Below are 23,444 nucleotides of genomic sequence, written 5' to 3' on the forward strand. Positions count from 1 at the left end.
GGCTTAAGATGCGAATCCAAAGGCCTTGAGGCCATCAAGAATAAACTGAACAGATAATGCAGCCAGCAGCATCCCAAGAAGCCGGGTCAACACGTTCAGCCCGGTTTTCCCCAAAAGCCGTGCCACGGCCCCGGATGTAAGATACATCACAAAAACCATTGCCAGAACGACCAGCATAACGCCGATGACAACCGCCAGACCCTGAATGCCGGGATGTTGACCGGCCAGCAGGATCATGGTGGCAATCGCACCGGGTCCTGCAATCAGTGGGATGCCCAGCGGAAACACCGACGGGTCCGGATGTTCTTCTTCTTCGGCACTGTTTTCACGACGTTTGGTCCGGCGTTCAAACAGCATGTCGAGCGCGGTCAGAAACAGAAGAACACCTCCCGCAACGCGAAACGCCTCCATCGAGATGCCGACAAAACCCAGCAACGCTTCGCCAAAGGCCGCGAACATGGCCAGAATGCCGCCTGCTGTCAGGCACGCGCGTATCGCGACAGAGCGGCGCGTGTGCCAATCCATGTTCTGGGTCAGGGCCACAAAAATCGGGGTTTGCGCCGGTGGATCAAGAACCACGAAAAGCGTTGTGAACGCAGTGATCAGAAATGCGGTGTCAATCACTCTTTGCTACTCTGTTGCAGATGTTTCAAAATTTTTAGGGCGTCTTCGGCCCGTCCGGAGGGAACATAAACATGATCGTGGTGATAGCCCGCAACCATGTTCGCCGGAATTCCGGCCTGTGCCAACACCCCGGAGACCGCAGCGGTCAGACCCACGCCTTCGAGCGAGGAGTGCACTTGAAGCGTGATACAACGCATAGCAAACGCCTCTTTTGGTGCGCAATGGATCGGAACGATTAAAGACAGTCCTTCGGCCTCGACGTAACTGGCGCGTGTCCCGTCGGGCCAGTCCATATCTTCAGGCCAGACCACAAATGCGAATTCGTCGGGTTGAATTTCGGGGTGCATTCCCGCGATCATCGCTTTGGTTTCAACAACGGGATCGCTCATACCGTTTCTGCCTGTTCCAGTCGCTCGGCAGCGGCGATCCAAAGCGCTTCTGCTTTTTGCATGGCCTCGATCACCTCGGCGAATTTGCGGTTCCAGGTTTCCAGATCGTTGATCTTGTCGTCTTCGTAAAGCGCCGGGTCGGCCAGTTTTGCCGCGAGCTTGTCGTGCATCTCTGTCAGTTTCTCGACCCGGTCCTCGCATTTGCGCAGGTCCGCCCGCAGTGCCAGCATGGTATCGCGCGAGGTACGTTTGGGCTTCTCTGTTTGCGGCTTTTCTTTCACCGGCTTGTCACGCGCCAGCAAAAGGGCCCGGTAGGATTCAAGGTCACCGTCATAAGATTTGACCGTACCGTCCGAGACCAGCCACAACCGATCGGCAACAAGCGACAGAAGGTGCATGTCGTGGCTGACCAGCACGACAGCGCCGGAATAGGCGGTCAGTGCTTCGACCAGCGCCTCACGGCTTTCGATATCCAGATGGTTCGTCGGTTCATCGAGGATCAGCATATGCGGTGCGTCGATGGTGGCCAGCAGCAGCGACAGGCGTGCTTTTTGCCCACCCGACAGGCGGCCAACCTCGGTTTCCGCCTGTGCTGCGTTCAGGCCGAACCCCGCCAAACGCGAGCGCCACTTGCCAGGCGCCTCGTCCGGGCGCAGGCGGCGCAGGTGGTCCAGTGGCGTTTCGTTCACATAAAGCTCGTCCACCTGATGCTGAGCGAAATACCCGATGCGCAGCTTGTTGCTGCGGGCCATCTTACCCGCCATGAGGGGCAGGCGGTCTGACAACAGTTTGGACAGGGTAGATTTGCCCTGACCGTTCTTGCCCAACAGCGCGATACGGTCATCCTGATCGATGCGCAGGTTCAAGCGGCGCAGTACTTCGATCTCGCCATAGCCGGTGACACCACCTTCGATCTGGATGATCGGCGGCGACAGTTCCTCGGGTTCGGGGAAGGAAAACGCGCGCAGCGCGGCCTCTTGCGGGGTTGAGACCAACTGGATGCGTTCGATCATTTTCAGGCGCGATTGGGCCTGAACGGCCTTGGATGCCTTATATCGAAACCGATCCACGAAGCTCTGCAAATGAGCGATGCGGGCCTTTGCCTTTGCATTCTCTGATTCCGCCTGCGCTAGACGTTCCGCCCGCCGTTCGGCGAACTTGTCATAAGGCACGGCGTAATAGGTGAGTTTGCGATCCTCCAGATGCAGGATCGACCCTACGGCGCGGTTCAGCAAGCCCCGGTCATGGCTGATGATTATGACCGTGTGCGGATATTTCGCCAGATAGCTTTCCAGCCACAGCGCGCCTTCGAGGTCCAGATAGTTGGTCGGTTCGTCCAACAGCAACAAATCCGGCTGCGAGAACAAAACCGCCGCCAAGGCCACTCGCATCCGCCAACCGCCCGAGAAATCCGAGCAGGGGCGCAACTGGTCTGCGTCGTCAAACCCCAACCCCTTGAGGATCGAGGCCGCGCGGGCCTCGGCCGACCAGGCGTCGATATCGGCCAGCCGGGTCTGGATTTCGGCAATTCGCGTGGGATCCATTGCGTCGCCAGCCTCGGCCATCAGGGCGCTGCGTTCGGTATCAGCGGCCAGAACAGTGTCGATCAGCGAAACGTTGGATGATGGGACCTCCTGCGCGACCCCGCCAATGCGGGCGCGCTTGGGGACCGCAATATTCCCCGATTCCAGCGCCAGTTCCCCGCGGATCAGGCGAAAAAGCGTGGTCTTTCCCGTGCCATTCCGGCCCACAAGGCCAACCTTGTGACCGTCTGGTATGGTTGCGCTGGCGCCATCAAACAATGGGCGGCCTTCAACGGCATAGGTGATGTCTTCGATCCGTAACATGAGGCGCTCTTAGCAGAGGTGTGATGCCGCCGCCAGCGGCTTGGCATTTTCAAGCATCAAGCAATGTGTTAGCGCTGTCTCGTTTGCTTTTTGAAGCGGTTTTTCACATGCGCGCGGCCCGGACGCCTCCATCCCTGATCACATTGATCTTTGCTACGGCGCTGTCTGTGCTGACGCTCAACATGTTCCTGCCGTCGCTGGCGCATATGAGTGAAGACTTCACGGTGGATTACGGCCTGATGAACCTGTCGGTCGCGGGGTATCTGGCGGTTTCGGCAGTGTTGCAACTGATCATGGGCCCGTTATCGGATCGCTTTGGGCGCAGACCTATCCTTTTGATTTGTATATCAATATTTGTCCTTGCGTCGATCGGATGCACACTGGCCGGATCGATCTGGGTTTTTCTTGGCTTCCGCCTGCTTCAGGCTGCTGTTGTCGCCGGCTCGGTCCTGTCCAGCGCGTCGATCAGAGACCGTTACGCACCGAATGAGGCGGCAAGCAAACTCGGTTACGTCGCGATGGCCATGGCCTTAGCCCCGATGCTTGGGCCGATGTTGGGTGGGGCGCTGGATATGCTTTTCGGTTGGCGCTCGGGGTTTGTCCTGTACTCGTTGCTTGGGGCAGGGTTGCTGGTGCTGCTTTGGTTCGACATGGGCGAGACCAACACCAACCGCTCGTCCACATTTGGTGCCCAACTGCGCGAGTATCCCCATCTGTTCCGTGCCCGCAGGTTCTGGGGCTATGCCTTATGCGCAGCGTTTTCGATTGGGGGGTTCTACAGCTTTATCACCGGTGCGCCGCTGGTTGCCGCAGCGTGGTTCGACCTGAGCCCAGCAACGCTGGGGCTGGGGATTGGCATCATCACCGGCGGGTTCATGGTTGGCAATTTTGTCACCGGTCGGATTGCGGCCCGGACGCGCCTGACGACAATGATATTGTCGGGGCGGATCGTGGCCTCAACTGGCCCGTTCTGCGGATTGATGCTGTTTCTCGCTGATCTGGGATCGGTCTGGGTCTTCTTCGGCTCGGCAATCTGTGTCGGCTTTGGTAACGGTTTGACCAATGCCAATGCCGCGGCTGGCGTCATGTCAGTACGCCCCGGACTGGCAGGAAGCGCGGCAGGGCTGTCGGGGGCATTGATCGTGGCTTTGGGCGCTGTTCTGACCTCAATGACCGGCGCGTTCGTTAGCCCCGAAAATGGGCCGTATCTGGTACTGGGCATGATGTGGGCCTGTAGCTTTGCTGGCTTGCTGGCGGTGCTTTACGTCCGTCGACTGGACCGCGTCGACCCTTTGCCAGACACAATCTGAACTGCAAAGCCACGGGCATGGCATCATTACACTTTTCATGGGTCAAAGTCCGTGATACCCGGCGCGCGATGGATTTCGGCGCGGGTCCCGCGTCACATTATAAGGAGAGGCCGACATGGCACTGGAACGCACATTCTCGATCATCAAACCCGATGCAACCCGCCGCAACCTGACCGGCAAGATCAACGCCAAGTTCGAAGAAGCAGGCCTGCGCATCGTGGCGCAAAAGCGCATTCACATGACCAAAGCTCAGGCTGGCAAGTTCTATGACGTTCATGCCGAACGTCCGTTCTATGACGAACTGTGCGAATTCATGTCGTCGGCTCCGGTTGTTGTTCAGGTTCTGGAAGGCGAAGGCGCCATTGCAAAGAACCGTGAAGTTATGGGCGCAACGAACCCTGCGGACGCAGCCCCCGGCACCATCCGCGCTGAATTCGCGGAATCGGTCGGTGAAAACTCGGTCCACGGTTCGGACGCACCGGAAACCGCAGCGGTTGAAATCGCATACTTCTTCTCGGGCATTGAACTGGTCGGTTAAGCCACAGCCATTGGTGACAAACAGGGGCCGCATCCTTGGTTGGGTGCGGCCTTATTCGTTCAGAGCTGCTTTAAGTCCTTTGGTGCAACACGAACTCCGATGGCGTCCAGATCTGCAATCATCTGGTTTTCCGGAGCAGCACCGTTACCAGCTTTGATTGCGTCGAACCTTTCGCGCAGGGCTTTCTTCTCGTCGCCCTTGCAATCGTTCCACGGGCGGCCCTGCAATCCCATCACCAGAACATAATATCCGATGAAATGCGCCCTGGTGCCGGCGCGCAACAGGCGGGCATAGGCTTCGTCCGGCCCCAGTTCTCGCAGTGCCTCAGCCGAATGAATACCAGCACGTGCGCAGGCCTGTTCAAAGGCGGGGCCAAGGTTTCGGATCGAAGATACTGGTTCGCTCATAGCGGTGTCTTACTTCGGCACCCGAGGCCTGTCACCCCGTGATTACACTCGGTCGCAGGCATAATGCCTTGATGTCCTTTCGGGTTCAGCCGAGACTGAAAAGGAGAACCTTGGATGGCGTTGGAGCAACCAAACCAAACAAGGGGCGCGCGCATATGATCGTTGAGAAACCTGTAAAGGGGTTTCTGAAGTTGAACTGGAAAGGCGTATCATGACCAGATCGTCAAGCGATCAGTTCATTTTCCCAGCGAGGATTGACGAAACGGCTCTGGCAAATGCCATTGCCGGGTTTTCCCAAAAAGTTTCACCCGATAGCCCCGTCGCAGCTTTCGCATTGCTGGATTGTCACGATCAGTCACTGCGCGCCTCGGGTCGTGCTTTGATCGATACTGGCGGGGTGTTGCACCTGCTGCGGAAGGACCACGGCCCTTTGTCTCAGCAGCACTCGGGGCATCTGCGGTTTGCACGGGACTTGCCAGAAGGGCCGGTTCAGAAGGCGCTGAGCGACTTTCCTGAACTACGGGCGCTGACGCAGATTGGTGTTGGAGAGATCGAGGCAAAGACCTTCGCCGTGCTTGATGATCTGCAAAAGACAAAAGTCAGGGGAACTTTAACGTACATGTCGACGCCATCAGGGCAGGCAACCATTGTACGAATTCAGCAGTTGCGCGGGTATAAGAAGGCCTATCAGTTGGTCCGTTCCGCTCTCGATCGCGTTTCGGGCGGTGTTCGTGACGTTGAAACGGTCTATCCCAGTCTGTTTCCAGACATGGTTCCCTATCAGGCCAAGCCTGAAATAAAGTTCGGTCAAGCAGATCCTTGCAGCGAAGTCGCTGCGAAAATCGTTCAAATATATCTGAGGGTTGCACGGCAAAACGAGGAGGGCATGATCGCTGATATCGACACCGAGTTTTTGCACGATTACCGGGTATCGTTGCGCAAGATCAGGTCAGTGATCAGCCTGTTCAAGGGTGTGTTGTCCGAGGCCCAGACGGCCGAACTGAAGCGGCTCTTTTCCGATCTTATGGCCCCCACGGGACCTCTGCGTGATTTGGATGTCTACCTTCTGAAAAAAGACAAGTATTTCAATCTTATCCCGCCGAGCCTTCACGCAGGACTGTCCGAGATGTTTGATCAGTTTCAAACGGAACGTACACAAGAGCAACTGCGCCTATCTCGCTGGTTGCGCAGCGCCGACTACACGACGTCCATGACCGACCTGACCGCAATGTTCACCAGTACTGATCACTTGGACCTCGGACCAAACGCGCATCGCGGAACGTATGACTATGCCTGCGCGCTGATCTGGAAGCATTATCGCAAGATGTGCAAACTGGCGCGCGGCATAAGCGACGATAAACCAGACAGGACGGTGCATGACCTTCGTATCGAATGCAAAAAACTAAGATATCTGATGGAATTGTTTGCCCCATTATTCGATTGGAATGGTTTGAAAATGATCCTTAAGCCATTGAAAAAACTTCAGGATAGTCTTGGTTTGTTCAACGACTATTCTGTTCAGCAAGATGCGTTGATGACCTTTGTTGCGTCTCGCGCCGATACGCAAGGCCGCGTGGACGCGCAGATCGGTTTGTCCGTGGGCGGCCTAATCGCTGTGCTTGATCAACACCAAAAGACGGAAAGAAAGCGCGTTGTCGCAAGTTTCCATCAGTTTGACGGGCAAGAAATCCGGCACATGTTCCGCAGTCTGTTTCACCACAAAAAGGAGTAAGGAATGAAAATCATTGCCTTTTACTGCAATAAGGGCGGTGTTGGACAAACCGAGACTTCCGTGAACCTTGCCTATGTCTGTGTGCAAACCGGTCGGCAGGTTTTGCTGTGCAATCGCGATTCTGGGGGTGCGTCTGGGGTCTGTTTTCGAGCCGCCGATGAGATCGTTGTTCCCGTCAGTCGCACAACCTTGACCGAGCGGTTATTTGGTCAACCGGTTAGCATTTTCGACAAACACAATATGCATCAGATAAGCTGCGGGCGTTCTTTTCAATGGCGCAGCATCGGGCCTTTGCCAATACTTACGCAGATCGCGGCGCGGCTGGTACGGCATATCGGGTGCTGTTTGATAAGCTGGAAGATTGAGTGGGGGCGCTCCGATGAGCACAGAAATAGAGCGCAAGTTTCTGGTGGCAAATTTACCGGACTTGAGCCGCGCAGAAAAAGCAGTGGTGCGTCAGGGGTACCTCACCGCGCCGGAGGACTCGACCGAATTGCGTCTGCGGCAAAAGAACGATGTGTTTTTCCTGACCTTAAAAGGAGGCGGTGATCTTGTACGTGTTGAGCGTGAGACAGAGATAACCCGGGACCAGTTTGAAACCTTCTGGCCGGAAACTCGAGGACGCCGGGTCGAGAAGGTACGTTACACGGATCAAATGCCGGACGGCCACCAGTTCGAGCTGGATGTTTTCTCAGGCGGCCTGGAACCCCTGTGTTTGGTTGAAGTTGAATTCCATACCAGTGAAGCCGCAAATGCCTATGTCCCACCGGATTGGTTCGGTGCGGATGTCACCGAGGATAAACGTTATAAAAACATGATATTGGCGGTAAACGGACTGCCGGGTTAACTCTGAATTGCCAGATTGATCGTGGTTTCCAAACCTGGGTTGCAGTTTCGGGCTGCGAATGTCCCGCCATGCATGTGAGAAATCGCGGCAACCAGCGCGAGCCCCAATCCCGCATTGCGTTCCGTGCGCGCCGGATCAAGCGTGACGAACGGAAGCTGAAGGCGATCCAACTCTCCGGGCGGAACACCCGGACCACGGTCCCGAACCTGCAATTGGGCAAATCCGTCCTCGGTACCGATTGAGATCGTGATTGTGGTATTTGCCGGTGCGTAGCGCATAGCGTTTTCCAGCAGATTGGAAAGAGCCTGCGAGAGGAGGGGCCGGTGCCCCTGAATTGCGGGGGCAGAGCCTATAACCTCAAGACGGACGTCCTGATCCGCGGCCACCGGATCATAAAGCTCCACGACATCGCCAACCAGTTGCTGCAAGTCAATGTCTTCGAATTGCTCGCGCCCCAGACCGGCCTCGGCCCGCGATATCTCGGTAAGCTGTCCCAAGACCCGCAAAACATGGTCGATTTCTCCCGTTGCCCGCGCAATGTCGATCTCGCGATCCAGATCGCTTTTGCCGGGCTCGGAAAGGGATTCGACCCGTTGGCGAAGGCGGGACAGAGGAGAGCGCAAATCATGTGCGATAGAGTTCGAGGTGGTGCGCAGATTACTGACCAGCTCTTCGATCCTGTCGAGCATGTTGTTCAACGTGCCAGAGACCTGATCGAACTCGTCCCCGGTTCCGCGTAGGGGCATCCTTTTGGAAAGATCGCCAGAAACGATGTTTTCGGCTGTGCTTGCGATGTCTGACAGGCGTGAAAATACCAGGCGTGTGAACAGCCAGCCGGTGATCACGCTCAGAACAAATGCTATCCCTAGCGCCAGTGCCAGAGATCGGAACAATACACGGTCGAATTGTTGACGGGCCGCCGCATCCCGTCCCACAAGAAGGCGTTCGCCACCGGGCAGGCGGATCGATGCCGCCGAGATAGGCACCAGTTGGTCATTGTCAGCCCTGCGCAACTCAAGGTCGACCCAACCGCTTCCGGCGGTCACATTGACCGGCCAGGTTTTCAGGTTACCCACAAGCTTGACGCCTTGCCGATCCGCCAGAAGATACAGCGCGTCTCGGTCGGGCGCGCTTGGAAGACGGCGTTCGATCGCTGTGATCAGCCCGATCAGCCCGCGCCGTTCATATTCATCTGCAAGCCCGGTCAGTTCGGCGGACACGACTGATCGGGTCTCGGATTCGATGCTTCTGTTGGCCGTCACATAGACCAATGCCAGCACGGACGCGGTAAGGAACGTGCTTAGCACCATGCTGGTGGCGACAAGTCTTGTTCGTGAATTATTAAGGGAAAGCCGAAGGTTATCCATCGGACATCATGTAACCTGCTCCGCGAACAGTTTCAATCAAAGGTGTGTCTCCGCCTTCATCCAACTGGCGGCGCAGCTTTGAGATGTGAACATCCACAACGTTGGTGTTCGGGTCGAAATGATAATCCCAGACGCCCTCAAGCAGCATGGTACGCGACACGACACGGTTCTTGCGGCGCAGGAAGAATTCAAGAATCTGGAATTCACGGGGCGTCAGCGTGATCTCATGGCCGTCCCGCGTAACCTTGCGGGTCAGAAGATCCATTTCAAGATCCTTGCAGGTCAGAGTCGGCGTTTCCTCGGATTCTTGCGGACGTCGTAACAGGGCTTCGATCCGTGCATGAAGTTCCTGAAACGAGAAGGGCTTGACCAGATAATCGTCGGCGCCTGATCGCAATCCTTTGACGCGCTCGTCCACTGCGCTCATGGCCGTCAACATCAAGACCGGTGTTTTCAGCCCTGCTGCACGCAGGGATTTGATCAGGGACAGCCCGTCCAGACCGGGAAGCATCCTGTCCAGCACAATGGCGTCAAACCCGCCATCCGTTGCGTGGTACAATCCCTCGCGGCCATCAGCAGCCGTTTCGACCACATAGCCTTCTTCGCCAAACCCTTTGGCAATGAAATCCCTGGTGTCAGTGTCATCTTCGACGATCAACAGACGGCGGCTCATGATCTGGCTCCTTTTCCCTTGGGATTTAAACACATTATCCAAACAAAGCCCATGGAATGCAGAATATCTTGCCGGGTGCTGGGCACGCACCCGGCAAGCCCGACGGACAGCGGACAACTCAGGTCCGCCGGGTGAGGCGCGCGCCGGATCTCCCCATCAAGCGGCGCGCGCATAGTGTTGGTCAGACCAGTTCGACGGCAACGAAGATCTGGCTGCCGGCCCGATTGATCAATACCAGTGCCGGGTCCGTCTTTTCGCTGTCCAGTGCCGCCTTCAGCGCTTCGGGTGTGAACGTGTCTTGGTTGCCCAGTTTCACGATCACGTCACCACGTTGCAGACCCGCCCGAGCCGCAGGGCTGTCCGGTTGCAGGTCTGTGACGACCACACCTTCGACGGCTTTAGCGATACCTGCCTCGGCCCGCACCGTTTCGGTCAGGGGGGCCACGGTGACACCAAGCGACGAGCCTGCCGCCTCGGATTCGACAGGGGTGTCGGACTGAGCCGCCGCTGCCTGATGCTGGCCAACGGTCAAAGTGACCGTTTCCTGTTTGCCATCGCGCAGAATGGTCAAATTACTGGCGGTGCCGACCTTGGTTGTGCCCACCAGAATGGGCAGGTCACCACTGGAGTCTACGGCTTCGCCGTTGAAGGACAGGATAACATCGCCTTGCTCCAGAACGCCATCTGCAGGGCTGTCGGCGACAACATCTGCCACCAGTGCGCCCGAGGAGGCATCAATTCCCAGTGCCGCCGCAAGCTGCGGGCTGATATTCTGGATAGATACACCCAGCCACCCACGGCTGACCTGCCCGTCATCCTGCAGATCGGCCGCAATATGCTCAACGATGTTCGAGGTTACGGCAAATCCCAGCCCGACAGATCCGCCACTGGGGGAATATATGGCCGAGTTTACACCAATCACGTCGCCGTCCATGTTGAAAAGCGGGCCACCAGAGTTGCCCTTGTTGATGGCGGCGTCCGTTTGAATGAACTCGGCATAAGGCCCGTCCGAGATATTGCGACCTTTAGCCGACACAATGCCGGTAGTGACCGTCGAGCTCAAACCAAACGGGTTGCCGATCGCTACGACATCTTCGCCTACGCGGATTGCATCGCTGTCACCCAGTTCGACAGCTTGCAGACCCGGGCCTGCATCGATCTTCAAGACTGCGATGTCTGTCAGCGGGTCGGTGCCAACTACCTCGGCCTCAAATGTCCGGTCATCACTTAGGCGAACGATTACAGTCGCGGCATTGTCCACCACATGGTGATTGGTGACGATATAACCGGCTTCATTCAGTACAAACCCTGACCCGAGCCCTTGTGCCGGCCCGCGTTGAGGCATGTTGAACCCTTCAGGCCCACCAAAGCGCTTGAAGAATTCCCCAAACGGATGACCGTCGAAATCAAAATTCTGCCCCTGTGCGGGGCTTGGGGCGGCCTTTTGTTCGGCAATGATGGTTACAACCGAAGGGGAAACGGATTCGACAAGATCGGCAAGCGCCTCATCCGCCATCGAAGGTAAAGCGGTTGTGGCCAGCATGGCTGCGCCCAATGCGCTGACCCCCATCCAGTTGGATGTGCGGGGAAGTAAAAGCGAAGATTTTCGGATGCTCATTTCTGTCTCCTGGTTTGATCACGCAATTTCCGTTGCGCGTTGAGACATGAGATGCACTGGCAGGATTGGGGTTTCCTGACTGATCAATTAATAAATCTTAATTTTGCCACAAAGCGGGTGTTTTGTGGCGAAGGACGTTGATCAGGATTCGCTTATTTAACCGGGTAGGTCGAAGGCGAATCGGAGGATTGTTGCCAAAACAGACGTCAAACTTTCAAAAAAGTTGAATTTTCATTGTTTTGTTGACAATGCTTTCACTGAACAGTGGGGAAAAATGCTGCTCTTCCAATGGTTGTGGGCGAGTCCGGGAGTCATCGGACTTGACGCTGTAACTTTGCTGACAGGCAGCTGAATGGGTGCATAAGTTTGCGCTTAATCCCGAATCGTTGATATGCGCACCGGACTTGGATCGCCTATAGGTTGAACAAGCCCTGGGGCTATGTTGCCTAAAAGCCAAATCGAGGTGCGCGAAATTAACCTATTCTTCCAATTTTACGTTGTTTCTAAGGATCGGATAAGTGAGGATGAAATTGCCCAAGTGAGGGGAAGCCAAAAGCGCTAGGGGGCGCTGGCGGCTAACTCAGTTACCGGAAGTTTTAGCGGCGTGTTAACGAGGGGGTCTTGTTTAGGTTTAGCTGCTAGGGAACCAGAGTGTCTTTAAGACCTATTGGTCAAACTTTTGGAATTGTGGAAAGTGGTAGTCCTGTATTGGGCACCGGCCCGGTCGATGTTGACCGGGCCGTGTTTATTCAAGAAGTACGCTTCTTGCACCAAGCATCCCAATCTTCCGGCGTATCCAAATCCATAACCGCGTTTTGACCGGGAAGGGGTTGCAGGAATACGCCACCCTGTTGTGACCGAACCACCGTCTGCGCGCCGTGATCGCCGTGCAATGCCAAGAGCTGACTGAAAAGCGTCCGATCGAAGATCACCGGGTGCCCGGGCTTTCCATCTGCGGTTGTTCCGCGCCAGATTACATTGTCGGGATGTAATTGACGTGCATTCAAGATCGTTCTCAGATCAGCTTGGGTCAGGTCAGGTAAGTCGGCCAGCAAAACCATGACTGCGGGTGCGTCTACAGGAAGGTATTCTATGGCGGTGCGCAAACTGGCGTTCATTCCCTCTGCCGCGTCCGGGACCGGAACGGTCTGAACATCCAGTCCCGCAAGTGCATCATATCTTGGGTGTGGACGCGGTGGCAGGGCGACAAGGACAGGCGCCACACCACGCGCAAGGGTCGCCGTACGGGTCAGCAGTGGAATGCCGTCGATTTGCTGCAAAAGCTTGTCCAACCCGCCCATACGACTGGATTGACCGGCGGCAAGCAGGATGATTGGGATTTCGGTCATTGTGCCTCACTGCCGTCAGTCATGTGTGCTGTCATCCCCTCATGCGTGTGCCATCTGAGTCAAACAAAGGTGTCGAGATAACCTTCGCTTTGCGCATCTGCCCCAGAATCTCGATTTCAACCTCCAGACCATCTTCTATGCGCCCGGACGGCAGAAAGCCCATGGCGACGGATTTTTGCGCAAAATGAGAATAGCCGCCGGAGGTACAAAAACCGACAACCGAACCATCCAGCCAGATCGGTTCATAGGCGTTGACGTCTGCATCGTCTGTTTCGACCTCGAAGGCTGCCAGCTGGCGGGTGGTTCCGTTGGCCCGTTCTGATTCCGCTGTATCGCGGCCGATGAAACGGGTGCTTTTGTTGAAAGCAATGAACCGGTCCAACCCCGTTTCTGCGGCGGTGTAATCTGGCGAATATTCCCGCATCCATGAGCCAAAGAACTTGTCTAGCCGCAGGCTCATCATTGCGCGCATTCCGAACGGAACAATACCGTGGGGTTGTCCGGCCTCCCACAGCGTCCACCAAAGCTGACGCTGCGCTAAGGGGTCGCAATAGATTTCATAACCAAGGTCACCCGTATAGCTGACACGCTGAACGATACAGTCGGTCATGCCGACAGTCATCCGGCGCGCGTTCAGGAAGTTGAAATCGGCCAAGTCGTCTCGGGTGCAGGCTGCCAGAACCTGCGTTGCCTTCGGGCCGGCAATCTGGAAGCCGTTCAACCGGTCGCTGACGTTTTCAATCCTCACGCCGTCCTGAGCGTTTTGCTGGAACCACCGCATGTGGAAGGCCTGACTGCCATAAGACGCCGTAAGCTGGAACTCGGTTTCAGTCAGGCAGGAAACAGTGAAATCGCCGATTAACTTGCCCTTGTGCGACAGCATCGGGGCCAAAGACAGCCGACCGGGTTTCGGAATGCGGCCAGCCATGATCCGGTCCAGCCAGTTCCGAGCATCGGGTCCGGTGATGCGGTATTTGCCGAAATTGTGGACTTCGTTGATACCCACAGCTTCACGCACCGCCCGCACTTCGCGCCCTGTCGCCGCGAACGCGTTCGAGCGGCGGAAGGATGGCGTTTCAAACTCCGGCTCATCTTCCTGAGCAAAATAGTTTGGGACCTCAAGGCCGTATTGCTGCCCCCAGACCGCGCCCAGCTCGCTGAAGATGTCATACATTGGTGTTGCGCGGTTGGGGCGCGCGGCAGGCAGTTCTTCGTTCGGATAGGCGACGCTGAAGCGTTTCTGATAATTCTCGATGACTTTGGGGCGGGTGTAACCTGGGCTGATCCAGTCTCCGAAGCGGGCAACATCCATGGCAAACACATCGCGCTCGGGCTCACCTTCGATCATCCACTGCGCCAGCGAAAGGCCAACGCCGCCACCTTGACTGAACCCGGCCATGACACCGCAGGCCGACCAGTAGTTGCGCATTCCGGGTACAGGGCCGACCAGCGGGTTGCCATCAGGGGCAAAGGTAAACGGCCCATGGATCACCGATTTTATCCCGGCCTCAGCCAGCACAGGAAAGCGGCGATACGCGAATTCGATACTGTCGGTGATCTTGTCATAATCATCGGGCAGTAACTCGTGCCCGAAATCCCACGGTGTGCCGTCTACTGCCCAGGGCTTGCAGGGCTGTTCGTAGAACCCGATGCACAGGCCGCGCCCTTCCTGCCTCAAATAGCTTTCACCTGCCGGATCCATGACATGCGGATGCTCGCCACCCGCATCGATAATCGCTTCAATCTGTGGGATCGCGTCGGTGACAAGATATTGATGTTCCATCGGGTGTAGGGGGAAATAGACACCCGCCAGAGCACCAACTTCACGCGCCCAAAGCCCGCCTGCGTTAACAATGTGTTCGGCATGGATTGTGCCTTTGTCGGTGACGACATCCCAGCTTCCATCGGGGCGCTGGTTGGTTTCACGCACCATGCAATGGGTTTCGATCGTGGCGCCGCCCATTCGCGCGGCCTTGGCATAGGCATGGGTGGTGCCTGACGGATCCAAATGACCATCCAGCGGATCGTAAAGAGCGCCGATAATTCCGTCGGTGTTCGTAATGGGCGCGATCTTTTTGATTTCTTCCGGGCCGACGATTTCGGTCTCAAGCCCCATGAACCGATGCTTGGCGCGTTCCGCCAGCAGCATATCAAACCGGTCCTGATTATCGGCCAGTGTCACACCGCCCACGTGGTGTAGGCCACAGGACATGGCGGTGATCTGTTCCAGTTCTTTATACAGCCTGATCGTGTAGCCCTGCAGTGCCGCCATGTTGGTGTCGCCGTTGAGGGTGTGAAACCCGCCTGCCGCATGCCAGGTCGAGCCGCTGGTCAGTTCGGACCGTTCCAGCAACATGACGTCCGACCACCCAAGTTTGGTCAGGTGATATAGAACCGAACATCCGACAACGCCGCCACCAATGACGACAACCTGGCATGTGTTTTTCATCTGCTCCTCCTTTTCTGGTAGGACGGTGCAGATCAACGATTAAGCATTCTGTCATACGAGCGACAGAGCGCGTCGTTTTTGTCTCGCACCCAAACCCCTATAAGGGACGCACTTTCAGGGCTGTGATACGATTGCCTTCGCGTGCTGTAACCTCGAACCGGAAGCCATGGAACGAAAACACTTGTCCAACAACCGGGATCATCTGGGCTTCGTGGATGACCAGACCAGCAAGAGTGTTGGCCTCTTCATCCGGTAGCGACCAGTCCAACGCACGATTGACATCGCGAATGGTCATAGCACCTTCGACAAGGAATTGGCCATCATCCGTCCGCACAACCGGTACCTCTTCGGCAATATCGAACTCATCGGCGATTTCGCCCACGATTTCTTCCAGAATATCTTCAAGCGTAATCAGTCCACGCAATGAGCCATATTCGTCCACCACCAGCGCAAAATGACCATGCATCCTCAGAAACTCGCGCATCTGGTCATCCAGAGTTGTGGTCTCCGGAACGAAATAGGGGGCATTTGCGACTTTGCCGATGTCAAAGCTGGCCAATCGGTCGGTGCTGCCGTCACTGCTGCCAGCCTGTGCATACATCGCGCGGAACAAGTCCTTGGCGTGAACAACGCCGACAATGTTCTCCTGCTCGTCCCTGAAAACAGGCAGACGAGTGTGGGGGCTTTCAAGGCATTGCCTCAGGATAGCTTCGGGTGGGGCGTTCGCATCGATCATCTCGATGTTGGAACGGTGGAGCATGATCTCTTCCACCGTGCGGTCGCCCAGATCCAGCGCGCCGAGGATGCGGTCGCGATCTTCCTTTTCAACCACCCCTTCGGAATGGCCCAGTTGCAGAGCGCCTGCGATTTCTTCGCGCACGGCCAGAATGTTGCTGTCAGGATCGATCTGAACTCCGAACAGGCGCAATACGCCACGCACCAACAATCGAACGGCCGCGACGACAGGTGAAAACACCGTCACGACCACGCTGATGATCGGTGCAACAGCCGCAGCGGCCTTTTCGGAATTGGTGATGGCGTAGGTTTTGGGCAGCACTTCAGCAAAGATCAGCACCAGAAAGGTCATGACCAGGGTCGCCAATGCCACGCCGCTTTCGCCAAAAAGACGTGTGAACAAAGCCGTCGCAAGTGACGCGGCCAGAATGTTGACGAGGTTGTTGCCCAGCAGAACCGACCCGATCAGACGTTCGTTGTCGTCGGTTATTTCCAGCGCCTTTTTAGCCCCGCGCGATCCCTTGTCGGCCTGAACGCGTAGTTTCCCCCTTGACGAGGCGGTCAGCGCCGTTTCCGAGCCCGAGAAAAATCCGGACAGGATAAGCAGGAACAGGATAGCGCCGGTCGTAACCCAGAATGCGCCGTCGAACATAGAAGGTGAGGGTTCCATTGGTCCTTGATAGATTTGTGTACTGCATCCGTTATGGGGACGTCGCCCCGCTGAATCAAGGTCTTAGCCCTTGTCCTCATTGCGGTCCTTGCTCAGCGGGTGATGTTGCAACACCAGTTCCGCCAGACGTTCATCCAGAACATGCGTATAGATTTCTGTCGTCGCTACGTCTGCATGGCCCAATAACGTCTGGATCGATCTCAGATCAGCGCCGTTGGCCAGCAGATGCGTGGCGAATGCATGGCGCAGCGTGTGTGGTGTGACTTTTTCAGAAGAAACACCACCCCGTACAGCCAGCTCTTTCACCAGCAAAAAGAACCTGTGCCGTGTCAGATGACCGGACTTTCCGCGTGATGGGAACAGAAAGCGCGAGCGCTGAGCGCCTTTTTCCGCGGCCAAGTCCTCGGCCTCGTCCCGCGCGGTCAGCCACGCGGCCAAAGCATCCCGGGCCGGGGGCGACAGGGGGACCATTCGCTCTTTACCCCCTTTCCCCAGCACCAGCAGCATCCGGGGATCGCCACGGGCCGAAGAGACGGGCAGGGAGACAAGCTCAGTCACCCGCATTCCTGTGGCGTACAAAACTTCCATCAGGCAGGTGTTTCTTAGCCTGTCAGATTCGGTTCGCCCGGTTTTTCGAGCAGCCTCCAGCAAACGATCAACTTCGGGCACATCCAGCGTCTTGGGCAGCCGTTTCTGCCGGCCGGGACCTTTGATCTGAATGGCAGGATTGGTCGCGCGCCAGCCTTCCTCGAAGGCAAACCGGTACAGCTGCTTGATAGCAGACAAACGCCGTGCGCGGGTCGAACGTGACAAGCCCTGTGCATCGCAGTCGATCAGGTAGGCTTCGATCAGGTCGCGATCTGCCTGATCAAATCCGGATTTCTTGCGGTCCAGCCATTCGGCAAAATCTTTCAGGTCGCGCCCATAGGCCAGCAGCGTATTGGTAGCCGCGCCAAGCTCTGCCGCCTGCGCCTGCAAGAACGTTGAAATCCACAGGGCGTCTGATGCCGGAGAGCCCATGATCAACGCTTTTGCAGGATCAAAAGGGACAGGGCCGCACGTCGCGCGGTGTCTTCCAACCCAACGCGCCGGAATGTTGCAATCGCCGCTGTCAGGTCCACCAGATTGCCCCGTGCGCCATGTGCAAACAGTTGCATGGCTTCAATAATGGCTTCGCCCAATTGACCGTTGGCCAGCAGCGCATCAATGTCGCCCGGCACAGGCGCTGCCCATTCAAACCCCTGAGCGACAGCATCAGCCAAAGGGGACGGGGACACCGCGCGCCCGGGGTCACCTTGTGCCAAAGCGGCAAGAAATCGGGTTTCGTTGGATGTGTCGGGCGCTGCCAAGGCGGCCTGTTCGTAAAGCCCCGACAGCATCAGAATACGCCAGCGCAGGATTTCGGTGGTGGCAACCGGCAATGTGACAGACGACAAGCGCTCGGCGAACAGTTCGGCAAACGGAACCTCAAGCCCGACACCGCGCATCTGTTGCCAGACCGGTTGCAAAGTCTTTCCGATCGCTTCCGCGTTCCCGGTGTCTAACGCGCTTTCAAAACGCTGAACGGCGGCCACCCGATCCCAGACAGCACCTGAGGCCGCCGGGTCACGCTCAGTATAAAGGCCCAGCAGCTGATTGGGGGTTAATGCGCCAATGCGGGTAAGCCGTTCCGCTGCTTCGATCTGTGCCTTCCAACCTGCGACATCGCGCAGATCCGCATTGGCAAACGCCCGTGGCAGCGGAGCGGAGGGAAGTCGTTCGCCAATTGCCTCAAACAAACGGAACGTCAGGGGATCAGGGTTCTCAGGCTGCGGCAGGTAAGCTGCGCCTTCATACAGTTCCGGGCTGAGGAAACGGTCCAGAACTGCCAGATCCTCGGGTGGAAGGATTTCAAGCGCATGCGCTGCCTCAAGGGTCAGCGCGGCTGAAGCCCAATCCCCGCGGCGGGCCTTGCAGAAGATCTGAGCCGCATAGTCCCGCGAAAGATGCGGTTCGGCAATAAGGGCGGTACAACTGCGATCCTCATCCCCGGTCAAGAGCGTCGCATCGAACCAGCGCTTGAAACGGTCTTGCGTGTCAGTAGGTCCGGCCAACTGAACAAGCGACTGCGCCGGATCAGCGGCACCCAGTTGCATCAACCGATCCAGCCGGGCCAGCAAAAGGGTTTCTTCGGCCAGAGGCCCCGACGGCGCGCGGGTTTCAGACAAGAGCAACGTGAACAACAAACGCTGCATGGCCGGGTTGTCACGCACGTGGACGTCGGCGATCAGTTCGGCCAGGCGATCCGCATCGCTGCCCTGCCAAAGGTCGACGGGCAGACCGGTGACAGAGGACGAAACCAGGCCCAGCGGCTGCGATAGTGCCTCAAGCGAAGTCACCTCAATTTCCGGCAATGCGCCATCTTGCGTAACCGGTGGTTCCAGCAGAACGGTTCCCGGCAGGTTTTCCGGCGGGTCTGTCAGCCATTCGATGGCGGATAAGGGTTCCTGCGCATGTGCCGACCCGGCCAGTGTGATTGCCAAAAGCAGTTGCTTAGTTGACATCCAGTACAACCGGCTCGCGAATTTCACTTTGAGGCGCAGAGAAATCCACACCAAAGAATGGACCGACATAGGCATAGGCAACCAGCCCGATGAATGTCAGGCACAGAACATATATCAGGAACTTGATCAGACGGCTCATGGCGTCACGCTGCCTCAATTTTTGATTTTGACCAAGTTATAACTGGCATTTTTCCCAAGATCACGTCATTCACGGTGAAATGAGCGAAATTAAGCATAACACGCATTCAGCGGACGCGCAGACCCGATTTGATCTGCACAAAACCGTGGTTCTGGTGGGCATGATGGGGGCCGGTAAGACGGCCGTGGGCCGCGCTTTGGCCGCGCGTCTGGGTGTTCCCTTTCTGGATAGTGATGCTGAAATCGAATCAGCCGCCAACATGACCATCCCCGAAATCTTTGAGCGGGACGGGGAGCCGTTTTTTCGCACCAAGGAAACACAGGTCATCAGCCGCCTGCTGGACGAAAAAAAAGGCATCCTTTCAACGGGTGGCGGGGCGTTTCTTCAGCCTGACAACCGGCGTTTGATCACCTTGCGTGGGGCGTCTGTCTGGTTGCGGGCAGACCTGAAAGTTTTGTGGAGCCGAGTTCGCCACAAGGACACGCGCCCGCTGCTTCGTACCGCTGATCCTTTTGCGACATTGAAAGCCCTCTACGAGGCGCGTGTTCCGGTTTACGCCGAGGCGGATCTGATCGTGGATTCAGATGGCGAAACTTCGATCGAGAATATGGTGGACCGCGTTGTCGACGCCTTGTTGGCGCGCCCTGATGTTTTGGAAGTCAGATAATGCATCAAACAGTACATGTGGAACTGGGTGACCGGTCGTATGACGTTGAGATTGGTCCAGATCTTCTGGCGCGCGCGGGTGATTGGATTGCACCACTATTGGCGCGCCCCAAGGTGGCCGTCCTGACAGATGAAAATGTCGCTGATCTGCATCTGGACTCGCTGCGTGCGGGTCTGAAAGTCGCCGGGATCGAAATGTCCGCGCTGGCCTTGCCCGCCGGCGAGGCGACCAAAAGCTGGCCTCATTTCGAACGCGCGGTTGAGTGGCTGTTGGCAGAAAAGGTTGAACGCCGGGACGTTGTTGTGGCCCTTGGTGGTGGGGTAATTGGTGATCTTGCAGGCTTTGCCGCGGCCGTCCTGCGCCGAGGCGTTCGGTTCGTGCAAATCCCCACGTCTTTGCTGGCGCAGGTCGACAGCTCTGTCGGTGGGAAAACAGGGATCAACGCCCCTCAGGGGAAGAACCTGATCGGCGCTTTTCATCAGCCATCGCTGGTTCTGGCAGATACATCTGTCTTGCAGACCATGCCCCAGAGGGACTTTCTTTCAGGGTATGGCGAGGTGGTGAAATACGGCTTGCTTGGGGATGCGGAATTCTTTGAATGGCTTGAGGTGAACGGGCAAAGCGTCTCCTCGGGCGACATGGCCGCGCGTGTGCGTGCGGTAACCCGCTCGGTTCAGATGAAAGCCGATATCGTGGCCCGGGATGAAACCGAACAAGGTGACCGCGCCCTGCTGAATCTGGGGCACACCTTCTGCCATGCCTTGGAGGCCGCCACAGGTTATTCCGACCGTCTTTTGCATGGCGAGGGCGTGGCCATTGGCTGTGCACTTGCGTTCGAGCTTTCATCCCGCCTTGGCCTGTGTTCGCAAGAAGACCCAAGCCGGGTACGCGCGCATCTGCGGGCGATGGGCATGAAAACGGATTTGGCTGATATTCCGGGCGAACTACCAAGTGCCGAGGTACTGGTGAACCTGATGGGGCAGGACAAAAAGGTCGTGGACGGCCAGCTGCGGTTTATCCTGGCCCGCGGAATTGGTCAGGCTTTTGTGACCTCGGATGTGCCGAAGGATACGGTATTGTCGGTTCTGTCGGACGCGCTAGCCCCGGTGTGACGCAGGGGATTAACGGCCCTGAATAACCATCAGCTCGCCAATGTTTTCGCGGGTTATGTAACCGATCATGTGACCGCCATGGGTCAGAACTGCAATGGCTGGCGCCCCATTGTGCAGGTGTTCCAGCACGTCCTCAAGGCCGGTTGTCAGCAAGACTGCGGGAACGTTGGCATCCATGATCGAGGTCGCGGGCGCAGTTCTGGGCTGGTCGCTTGCCAGGGCAGTGAACAGGCGATCGCGTGTCACAAAACCCAGCAAAGTATGATTTGAGTCCAGTACCGGAAACTCGTGCTGAGTGGTGTGAATGACGGCTTGTGCCGCTGTGCTCAGCGTATCACTGGGAGAAAGTGCGTGAAACTCAGTGATCATCGCGTCACGGGCCAGAACACGACGAACCGCAGATCGCAAAGCGACTTCCTGGCTTTCTGCATTGGCTGCAAAGAACACAAATACGGCGATCAATACCAGAATTGGATTGCCGGAGCTCAGCCCTAGAAATCCAAACCCGATGGCGACAACCTGGCCACCAACGGCTGCAATTCGGGTGGCTTTGACACGATTCATGCGTAAACACAGAAGGGCGCGAAAGACGCGGCCTCCGTCCATTGGGAATGCCGGGATCAAGTTGAAGATGGCCAAAAGCAGATTGATATAGGCCAGCTTGTCCACAATCCTCACATTTGGTGACTCCAATTGCGCGAGGGTCTCAAGCGGCATCCCTGCGCCAAGCACGGCAAGGCCAATGAAGATAGCGATATTCACTGCCGGGCCCGCAAGCGCCACCAGAACCTCTTGCATCGGTTTTTCCGGCATTCTCTCAAGCCGGGCCAGGCCGCCGATGGGCAGAAGGGTGATGTCGGGGGTTTTGATGCCATAGCGCCGCGCCATAAGGGCGTGACCGAACTCATGCGCGACAACGCAGGCAAACAGCGCCAGAACAAAGAGAAGGTTCTCAATCGCGGCTGGCATTCCACCGGCTGAGAAAGCGGCAAAACCGACCCAAGCGAGCAGCAGAAAAAAGGTGACATGGACCCTCAGTTCGGACCCGAGCAATCGGCCGAGAGAGAAGGACCATGTCATGTTGTTTCTCCGTTTTACTTAGAACGGAATCTCGTCGTCGTCGATTCCGCCCGATGCGGGCGCCGGAGAGCTGGATGGACCGCCATAGGGGTCACCGTAACCGCCACCGGCCTGGCCGCCACCATAACCGCCGCCGCTGCCGCCACCGCCTTCACTACGACCGTCCAACAGGGTCAGTTCCCCGCGATAGGGGCGCAAGACAACCTCGGTCGTATAACGATCCTGACCGGACTGATCCTGCCATTTGCGGGTTTCCAGCTGGCCTTCGATATAAACCTTGCTGCCCTTGCGCAGATATTGCTCGGCGATGCGGGCCAGCGGTTCCGAGAAGATGGCAACCGAATGCCACTCTGTCCGTTCACGACGTTCACCCGTGTTGCGGTCTTTCCAGTTTTCCGAGGTGGCAATGCGCAGGTTGCACACTTTGCCACCGTTCTGGAACGACCGGACTTCGGGGTCGCGGCCAAGATTTCCCACCAGAATGACCTTGTTGACTGAACCCGCCATGTAAATCCTCGTTCTGTTCTGCGTAAATGCGCCGAATCTGGCGCAATGAGTTTCGTGAGACCCTATACGGCCTGCATCATGGTTGAAAACAGTTGATACAACACTGTCGAACAAGAGTCTTACTGTACTATTTACCAAGCTTTCATTTTTTGCGGGAATACCTATACTCCCACTGGTTTTGATCGAGCAGGATAAGCAAAGATGCGTTCTTGGGTTGCTGGGTTTTCCGTTGCCTGCCTTGTATTGGCCGTTGCGCCGGTGCAGGCACAAACATTGTCCAGCAAAAGCCGCAAGGATATTTTCCTGAAACAGGCGAAGGTTCTGGATTCTCGTGCGGCAACCCAGTACCGCGACTCGGCCCGGCTGAAACCCAAAACAACGCGCGATCAGGTCAGCAAACGATATTCAGGAAAATATCGCGGAGAGTATCTGGAAATCGCGCGGCGTGTTGCCCGCCTTCACAACATCCCTGAAGATCTGTTCTTGCGTCTCGTGCAGCAGGAAAGTGGATGGAACCCTCAGGCGAAGTCACATAAAGGTGCGTTGGGATTGGCGCAACTTATGCCACAAACGGCTGAGCTTTTGGGCGTAAACCCGCATGATCCCAAGCAGAACCTCGAAGGCGGTGCTAGATATCTGTCCTGGCAGTACCGCAAGTTCAAATCGTGGCCTTTAGCGCTGGCGGCCTATAACGCGGGGCCTGATGCGGTTGAAAAGCATGGTGGTATCCCGCCGTACAAGGAAACCCAGAACTACGTAAAGATTATCTGGGGCGGCTGAAACCGATGCTGCGCCGCAGAGTGTCGTATTCTTGATTCAGTGTAACGCCTCCAACTAACCT

The 23,444-nt window shown here is 56.8% G+C and carries 22 protein-coding genes and 1 pseudogene; 8 read left to right on the forward strand and 15 right to left on the reverse strand.

Features of this window, described 5'->3' with window-relative positions:
* Window positions 1-3: 3 nt before the first annotated feature.
* From ACR0DS_RS06630 to ACR0DS_RS06640, 3 genes are read right to left on the reverse strand one after another with little or no spacing between them, the layout of a single operon-like run.
* Entirely contained in the window at window positions 4-624 is a 621-nt protein-coding gene (locus ACR0DS_RS06630) for a MarC family protein (protein WP_480481263.1), read from the reverse strand.
* Window positions 621-1,013, reverse strand: coding sequence for an ACT domain-containing protein (locus ACR0DS_RS06635; protein WP_480558577.1), 393 nt, complete (start codon window positions 1,011-1,013; stop codon window positions 621-623). Before ACR0DS_RS06635 ends, ACR0DS_RS06630 begins: the two co-directional genes overlap by 4 nt.
* Complete coding sequence (locus tag ACR0DS_RS06640; RefSeq protein ID WP_480558575.1) at window positions 1,010-2,860, reverse strand: ABC-F family ATP-binding cassette domain-containing protein; 1,851 nt, start codon at window positions 2,858-2,860, stop codon at window positions 1,010-1,012. The genes ACR0DS_RS06635 and ACR0DS_RS06640 overlap by 4 nt, the downstream gene beginning before the upstream one ends.
* A gap of 107 nt (window positions 2,861-2,967) precedes the next feature.
* Between ACR0DS_RS06640 and ACR0DS_RS06645 the strand changes: the two genes are divergently transcribed.
* Window positions 2,968-4,170 (forward strand): multidrug effflux MFS transporter, encoded by a 1,203-nt coding sequence (locus ACR0DS_RS06645; RefSeq protein WP_480558573.1) that lies wholly within the window; start codon window positions 2,968-2,970, stop codon window positions 4,168-4,170.
* Between the two features lie 115 nt (window positions 4,171-4,285).
* A complete protein-coding gene (ndk, locus tag ACR0DS_RS06650) occupies window positions 4,286-4,708 on the forward strand; it encodes a nucleoside-diphosphate kinase (protein ID WP_008757405.1) in 423 nt (140 codons plus the stop codon).
* A gap of 59 nt (window positions 4,709-4,767) precedes the next feature.
* Here ndk and ACR0DS_RS06655 read toward each other — a convergent pair whose 3' ends face one another.
* Entirely contained in the window at window positions 4,768-5,115 is a 348-nt protein-coding gene (locus ACR0DS_RS06655) for a TfoX/Sxy family protein (protein WP_480472383.1), read from the reverse strand.
* A 472-nt stretch (window positions 5,116-5,587) separates the two neighbouring features.
* On the opposite strand from ACR0DS_RS06655, the gene ACR0DS_RS06660 reads away from it, so the two are divergent.
* The 3 genes and pseudogenes from ACR0DS_RS06660 (at window position 5,588) to ACR0DS_RS06670 (ending at window position 7,694) form a co-directional block, all read left to right on the forward strand.
* Window positions 5,588-6,847, forward strand: coding sequence for a CHAD domain-containing protein (locus tag ACR0DS_RS06660; protein ID WP_480558571.1), 1,260 nt, complete (start codon window positions 5,588-5,590; stop codon window positions 6,845-6,847).
* 3 nt (window positions 6,848-6,850) lie between these two features.
* Window positions 6,851-6,985 (forward strand): annotated as a pseudogene (locus tag ACR0DS_RS06665) (AAA family ATPase); the annotation flags it as partial.
* Window positions 6,986-7,226: 241 nt separating this feature from the next.
* Window positions 7,227-7,694, forward strand: coding sequence for a CYTH domain-containing protein (locus tag ACR0DS_RS06670; RefSeq protein WP_480481247.1), 468 nt, complete (start codon window positions 7,227-7,229; stop codon window positions 7,692-7,694).
* On the opposite strand, the gene ACR0DS_RS06675 is transcribed toward ACR0DS_RS06670, so the two are convergent.
* From ACR0DS_RS06675 to ACR0DS_RS06715, 9 genes are all read right to left on the reverse strand, one after another.
* Complete coding sequence (locus ACR0DS_RS06675) at window positions 7,691-9,004, reverse strand: sensor histidine kinase (protein ID WP_480556327.1); 1,314 nt, start codon at window positions 9,002-9,004, stop codon at window positions 7,691-7,693. The two genes, ACR0DS_RS06670 and ACR0DS_RS06675, sit on opposite strands and share 4 nt — an antisense overlap.
* A gap of 49 nt (window positions 9,005-9,053) precedes the next feature.
* Window positions 9,054-9,734 carry a response regulator transcription factor gene (locus ACR0DS_RS06680; RefSeq protein WP_480481243.1) on the reverse strand — a complete coding sequence of 227 codons (681 nt, stop codon included), beginning with the start codon at window positions 9,732-9,734 and terminating at the stop codon, window positions 9,054-9,056.
* Window positions 9,735-9,915: 181 nt separating this feature from the next.
* Complete coding sequence (locus ACR0DS_RS06685; RefSeq protein WP_480558569.1) at window positions 9,916-11,352, reverse strand: DegQ family serine endoprotease; 1,437 nt, start codon at window positions 11,350-11,352, stop codon at window positions 9,916-9,918.
* A gap of 749 nt (window positions 11,353-12,101) precedes the next feature.
* Entirely contained in the window at window positions 12,102-12,701 is a 600-nt protein-coding gene (locus ACR0DS_RS06690) for a nucleotidyltransferase family protein (RefSeq protein ID WP_480558567.1), read from the reverse strand.
* Between the two features lie 31 nt (window positions 12,702-12,732).
* Entirely contained in the window at window positions 12,733-15,150 is a 2,418-nt protein-coding gene (locus ACR0DS_RS06695) for a GcvT family protein (RefSeq protein WP_480558565.1), read from the reverse strand.
* 97 nt (window positions 15,151-15,247) lie between these two features.
* A complete protein-coding gene (locus tag ACR0DS_RS06700; protein WP_480558563.1) occupies window positions 15,248-16,537 on the reverse strand; it encodes an HlyC/CorC family transporter in 1,290 nt (429 codons plus the stop codon).
* Window positions 16,538-16,618: 81 nt separating this feature from the next.
* On the reverse strand, window positions 16,619-17,575 hold the full coding sequence (locus tag ACR0DS_RS06705; protein WP_480472401.1) for a site-specific tyrosine recombinase XerD: 957 nt from the start codon (window positions 17,573-17,575) through the stop codon (window positions 16,619-16,621).
* Window positions 17,576-17,577: 2 nt separating this feature from the next.
* Window positions 17,578-19,098, reverse strand: coding sequence for a hypothetical protein (locus tag ACR0DS_RS06710; RefSeq protein ID WP_480558561.1), 1,521 nt, complete (start codon window positions 19,096-19,098; stop codon window positions 17,578-17,580).
* A complete protein-coding gene (locus ACR0DS_RS06715) occupies window positions 19,088-19,237 on the reverse strand; it encodes a hypothetical protein (RefSeq protein ID WP_267363898.1) in 150 nt (49 codons plus the stop codon). The genes ACR0DS_RS06710 and ACR0DS_RS06715 overlap by 11 nt, the downstream gene beginning before the upstream one ends.
* A 79-nt stretch (window positions 19,238-19,316) precedes the next feature.
* Here ACR0DS_RS06715 and ACR0DS_RS06720 point away from each other — a divergent pair, with 79 nt between their 5' ends.
* Together ACR0DS_RS06720 and aroB are read left to right on the forward strand one after the other, a co-directional pair.
* Window positions 19,317-19,904, forward strand: coding sequence for a shikimate kinase (locus ACR0DS_RS06720; RefSeq protein ID WP_480537702.1), 588 nt, complete (start codon window positions 19,317-19,319; stop codon window positions 19,902-19,904).
* The gene (gene aroB, locus ACR0DS_RS06725; RefSeq protein WP_480558559.1) at window positions 19,904-21,016 is read left to right on the forward strand and encodes a 3-dehydroquinate synthase; all 1,113 of its coding nucleotides are present in this window, start codon (window positions 19,904-19,906) and stop codon (window positions 21,014-21,016) included. The genes ACR0DS_RS06720 and aroB overlap by 1 nt, the downstream gene beginning before the upstream one ends.
* A gap of 9 nt (window positions 21,017-21,025) precedes the next feature.
* On the opposite strand, the gene ACR0DS_RS06730 is transcribed toward aroB, so the two are convergent.
* Together ACR0DS_RS06730 and ssb are read right to left on the reverse strand one after the other, a co-directional pair.
* Entirely contained in the window at window positions 21,026-22,096 is a 1,071-nt protein-coding gene (locus ACR0DS_RS06730; RefSeq protein ID WP_480537706.1) for a site-2 protease family protein, read from the reverse strand.
* Between the two features lie 18 nt (window positions 22,097-22,114).
* Entirely contained in the window at window positions 22,115-22,603 is a 489-nt protein-coding gene (ssb, locus tag ACR0DS_RS06735) for a single-stranded DNA-binding protein (RefSeq protein ID WP_209504119.1), read from the reverse strand.
* A 201-nt stretch (window positions 22,604-22,804) separates the two neighbouring features.
* Here ssb and ACR0DS_RS06740 point away from each other — a divergent pair, with 201 nt between their 5' ends.
* Window positions 22,805-23,383: a lytic transglycosylase domain-containing protein gene (locus ACR0DS_RS06740; RefSeq protein ID WP_480481225.1), complete on the forward strand. Its 579-nt coding sequence runs from the start codon at window positions 22,805-22,807 to the stop codon at window positions 23,381-23,383.
* Window positions 23,384-23,444: the final 61 nt, after the last annotated feature.

It is taken from the genome of Ruegeria sp. AF5, assembly GCF_056541905.1.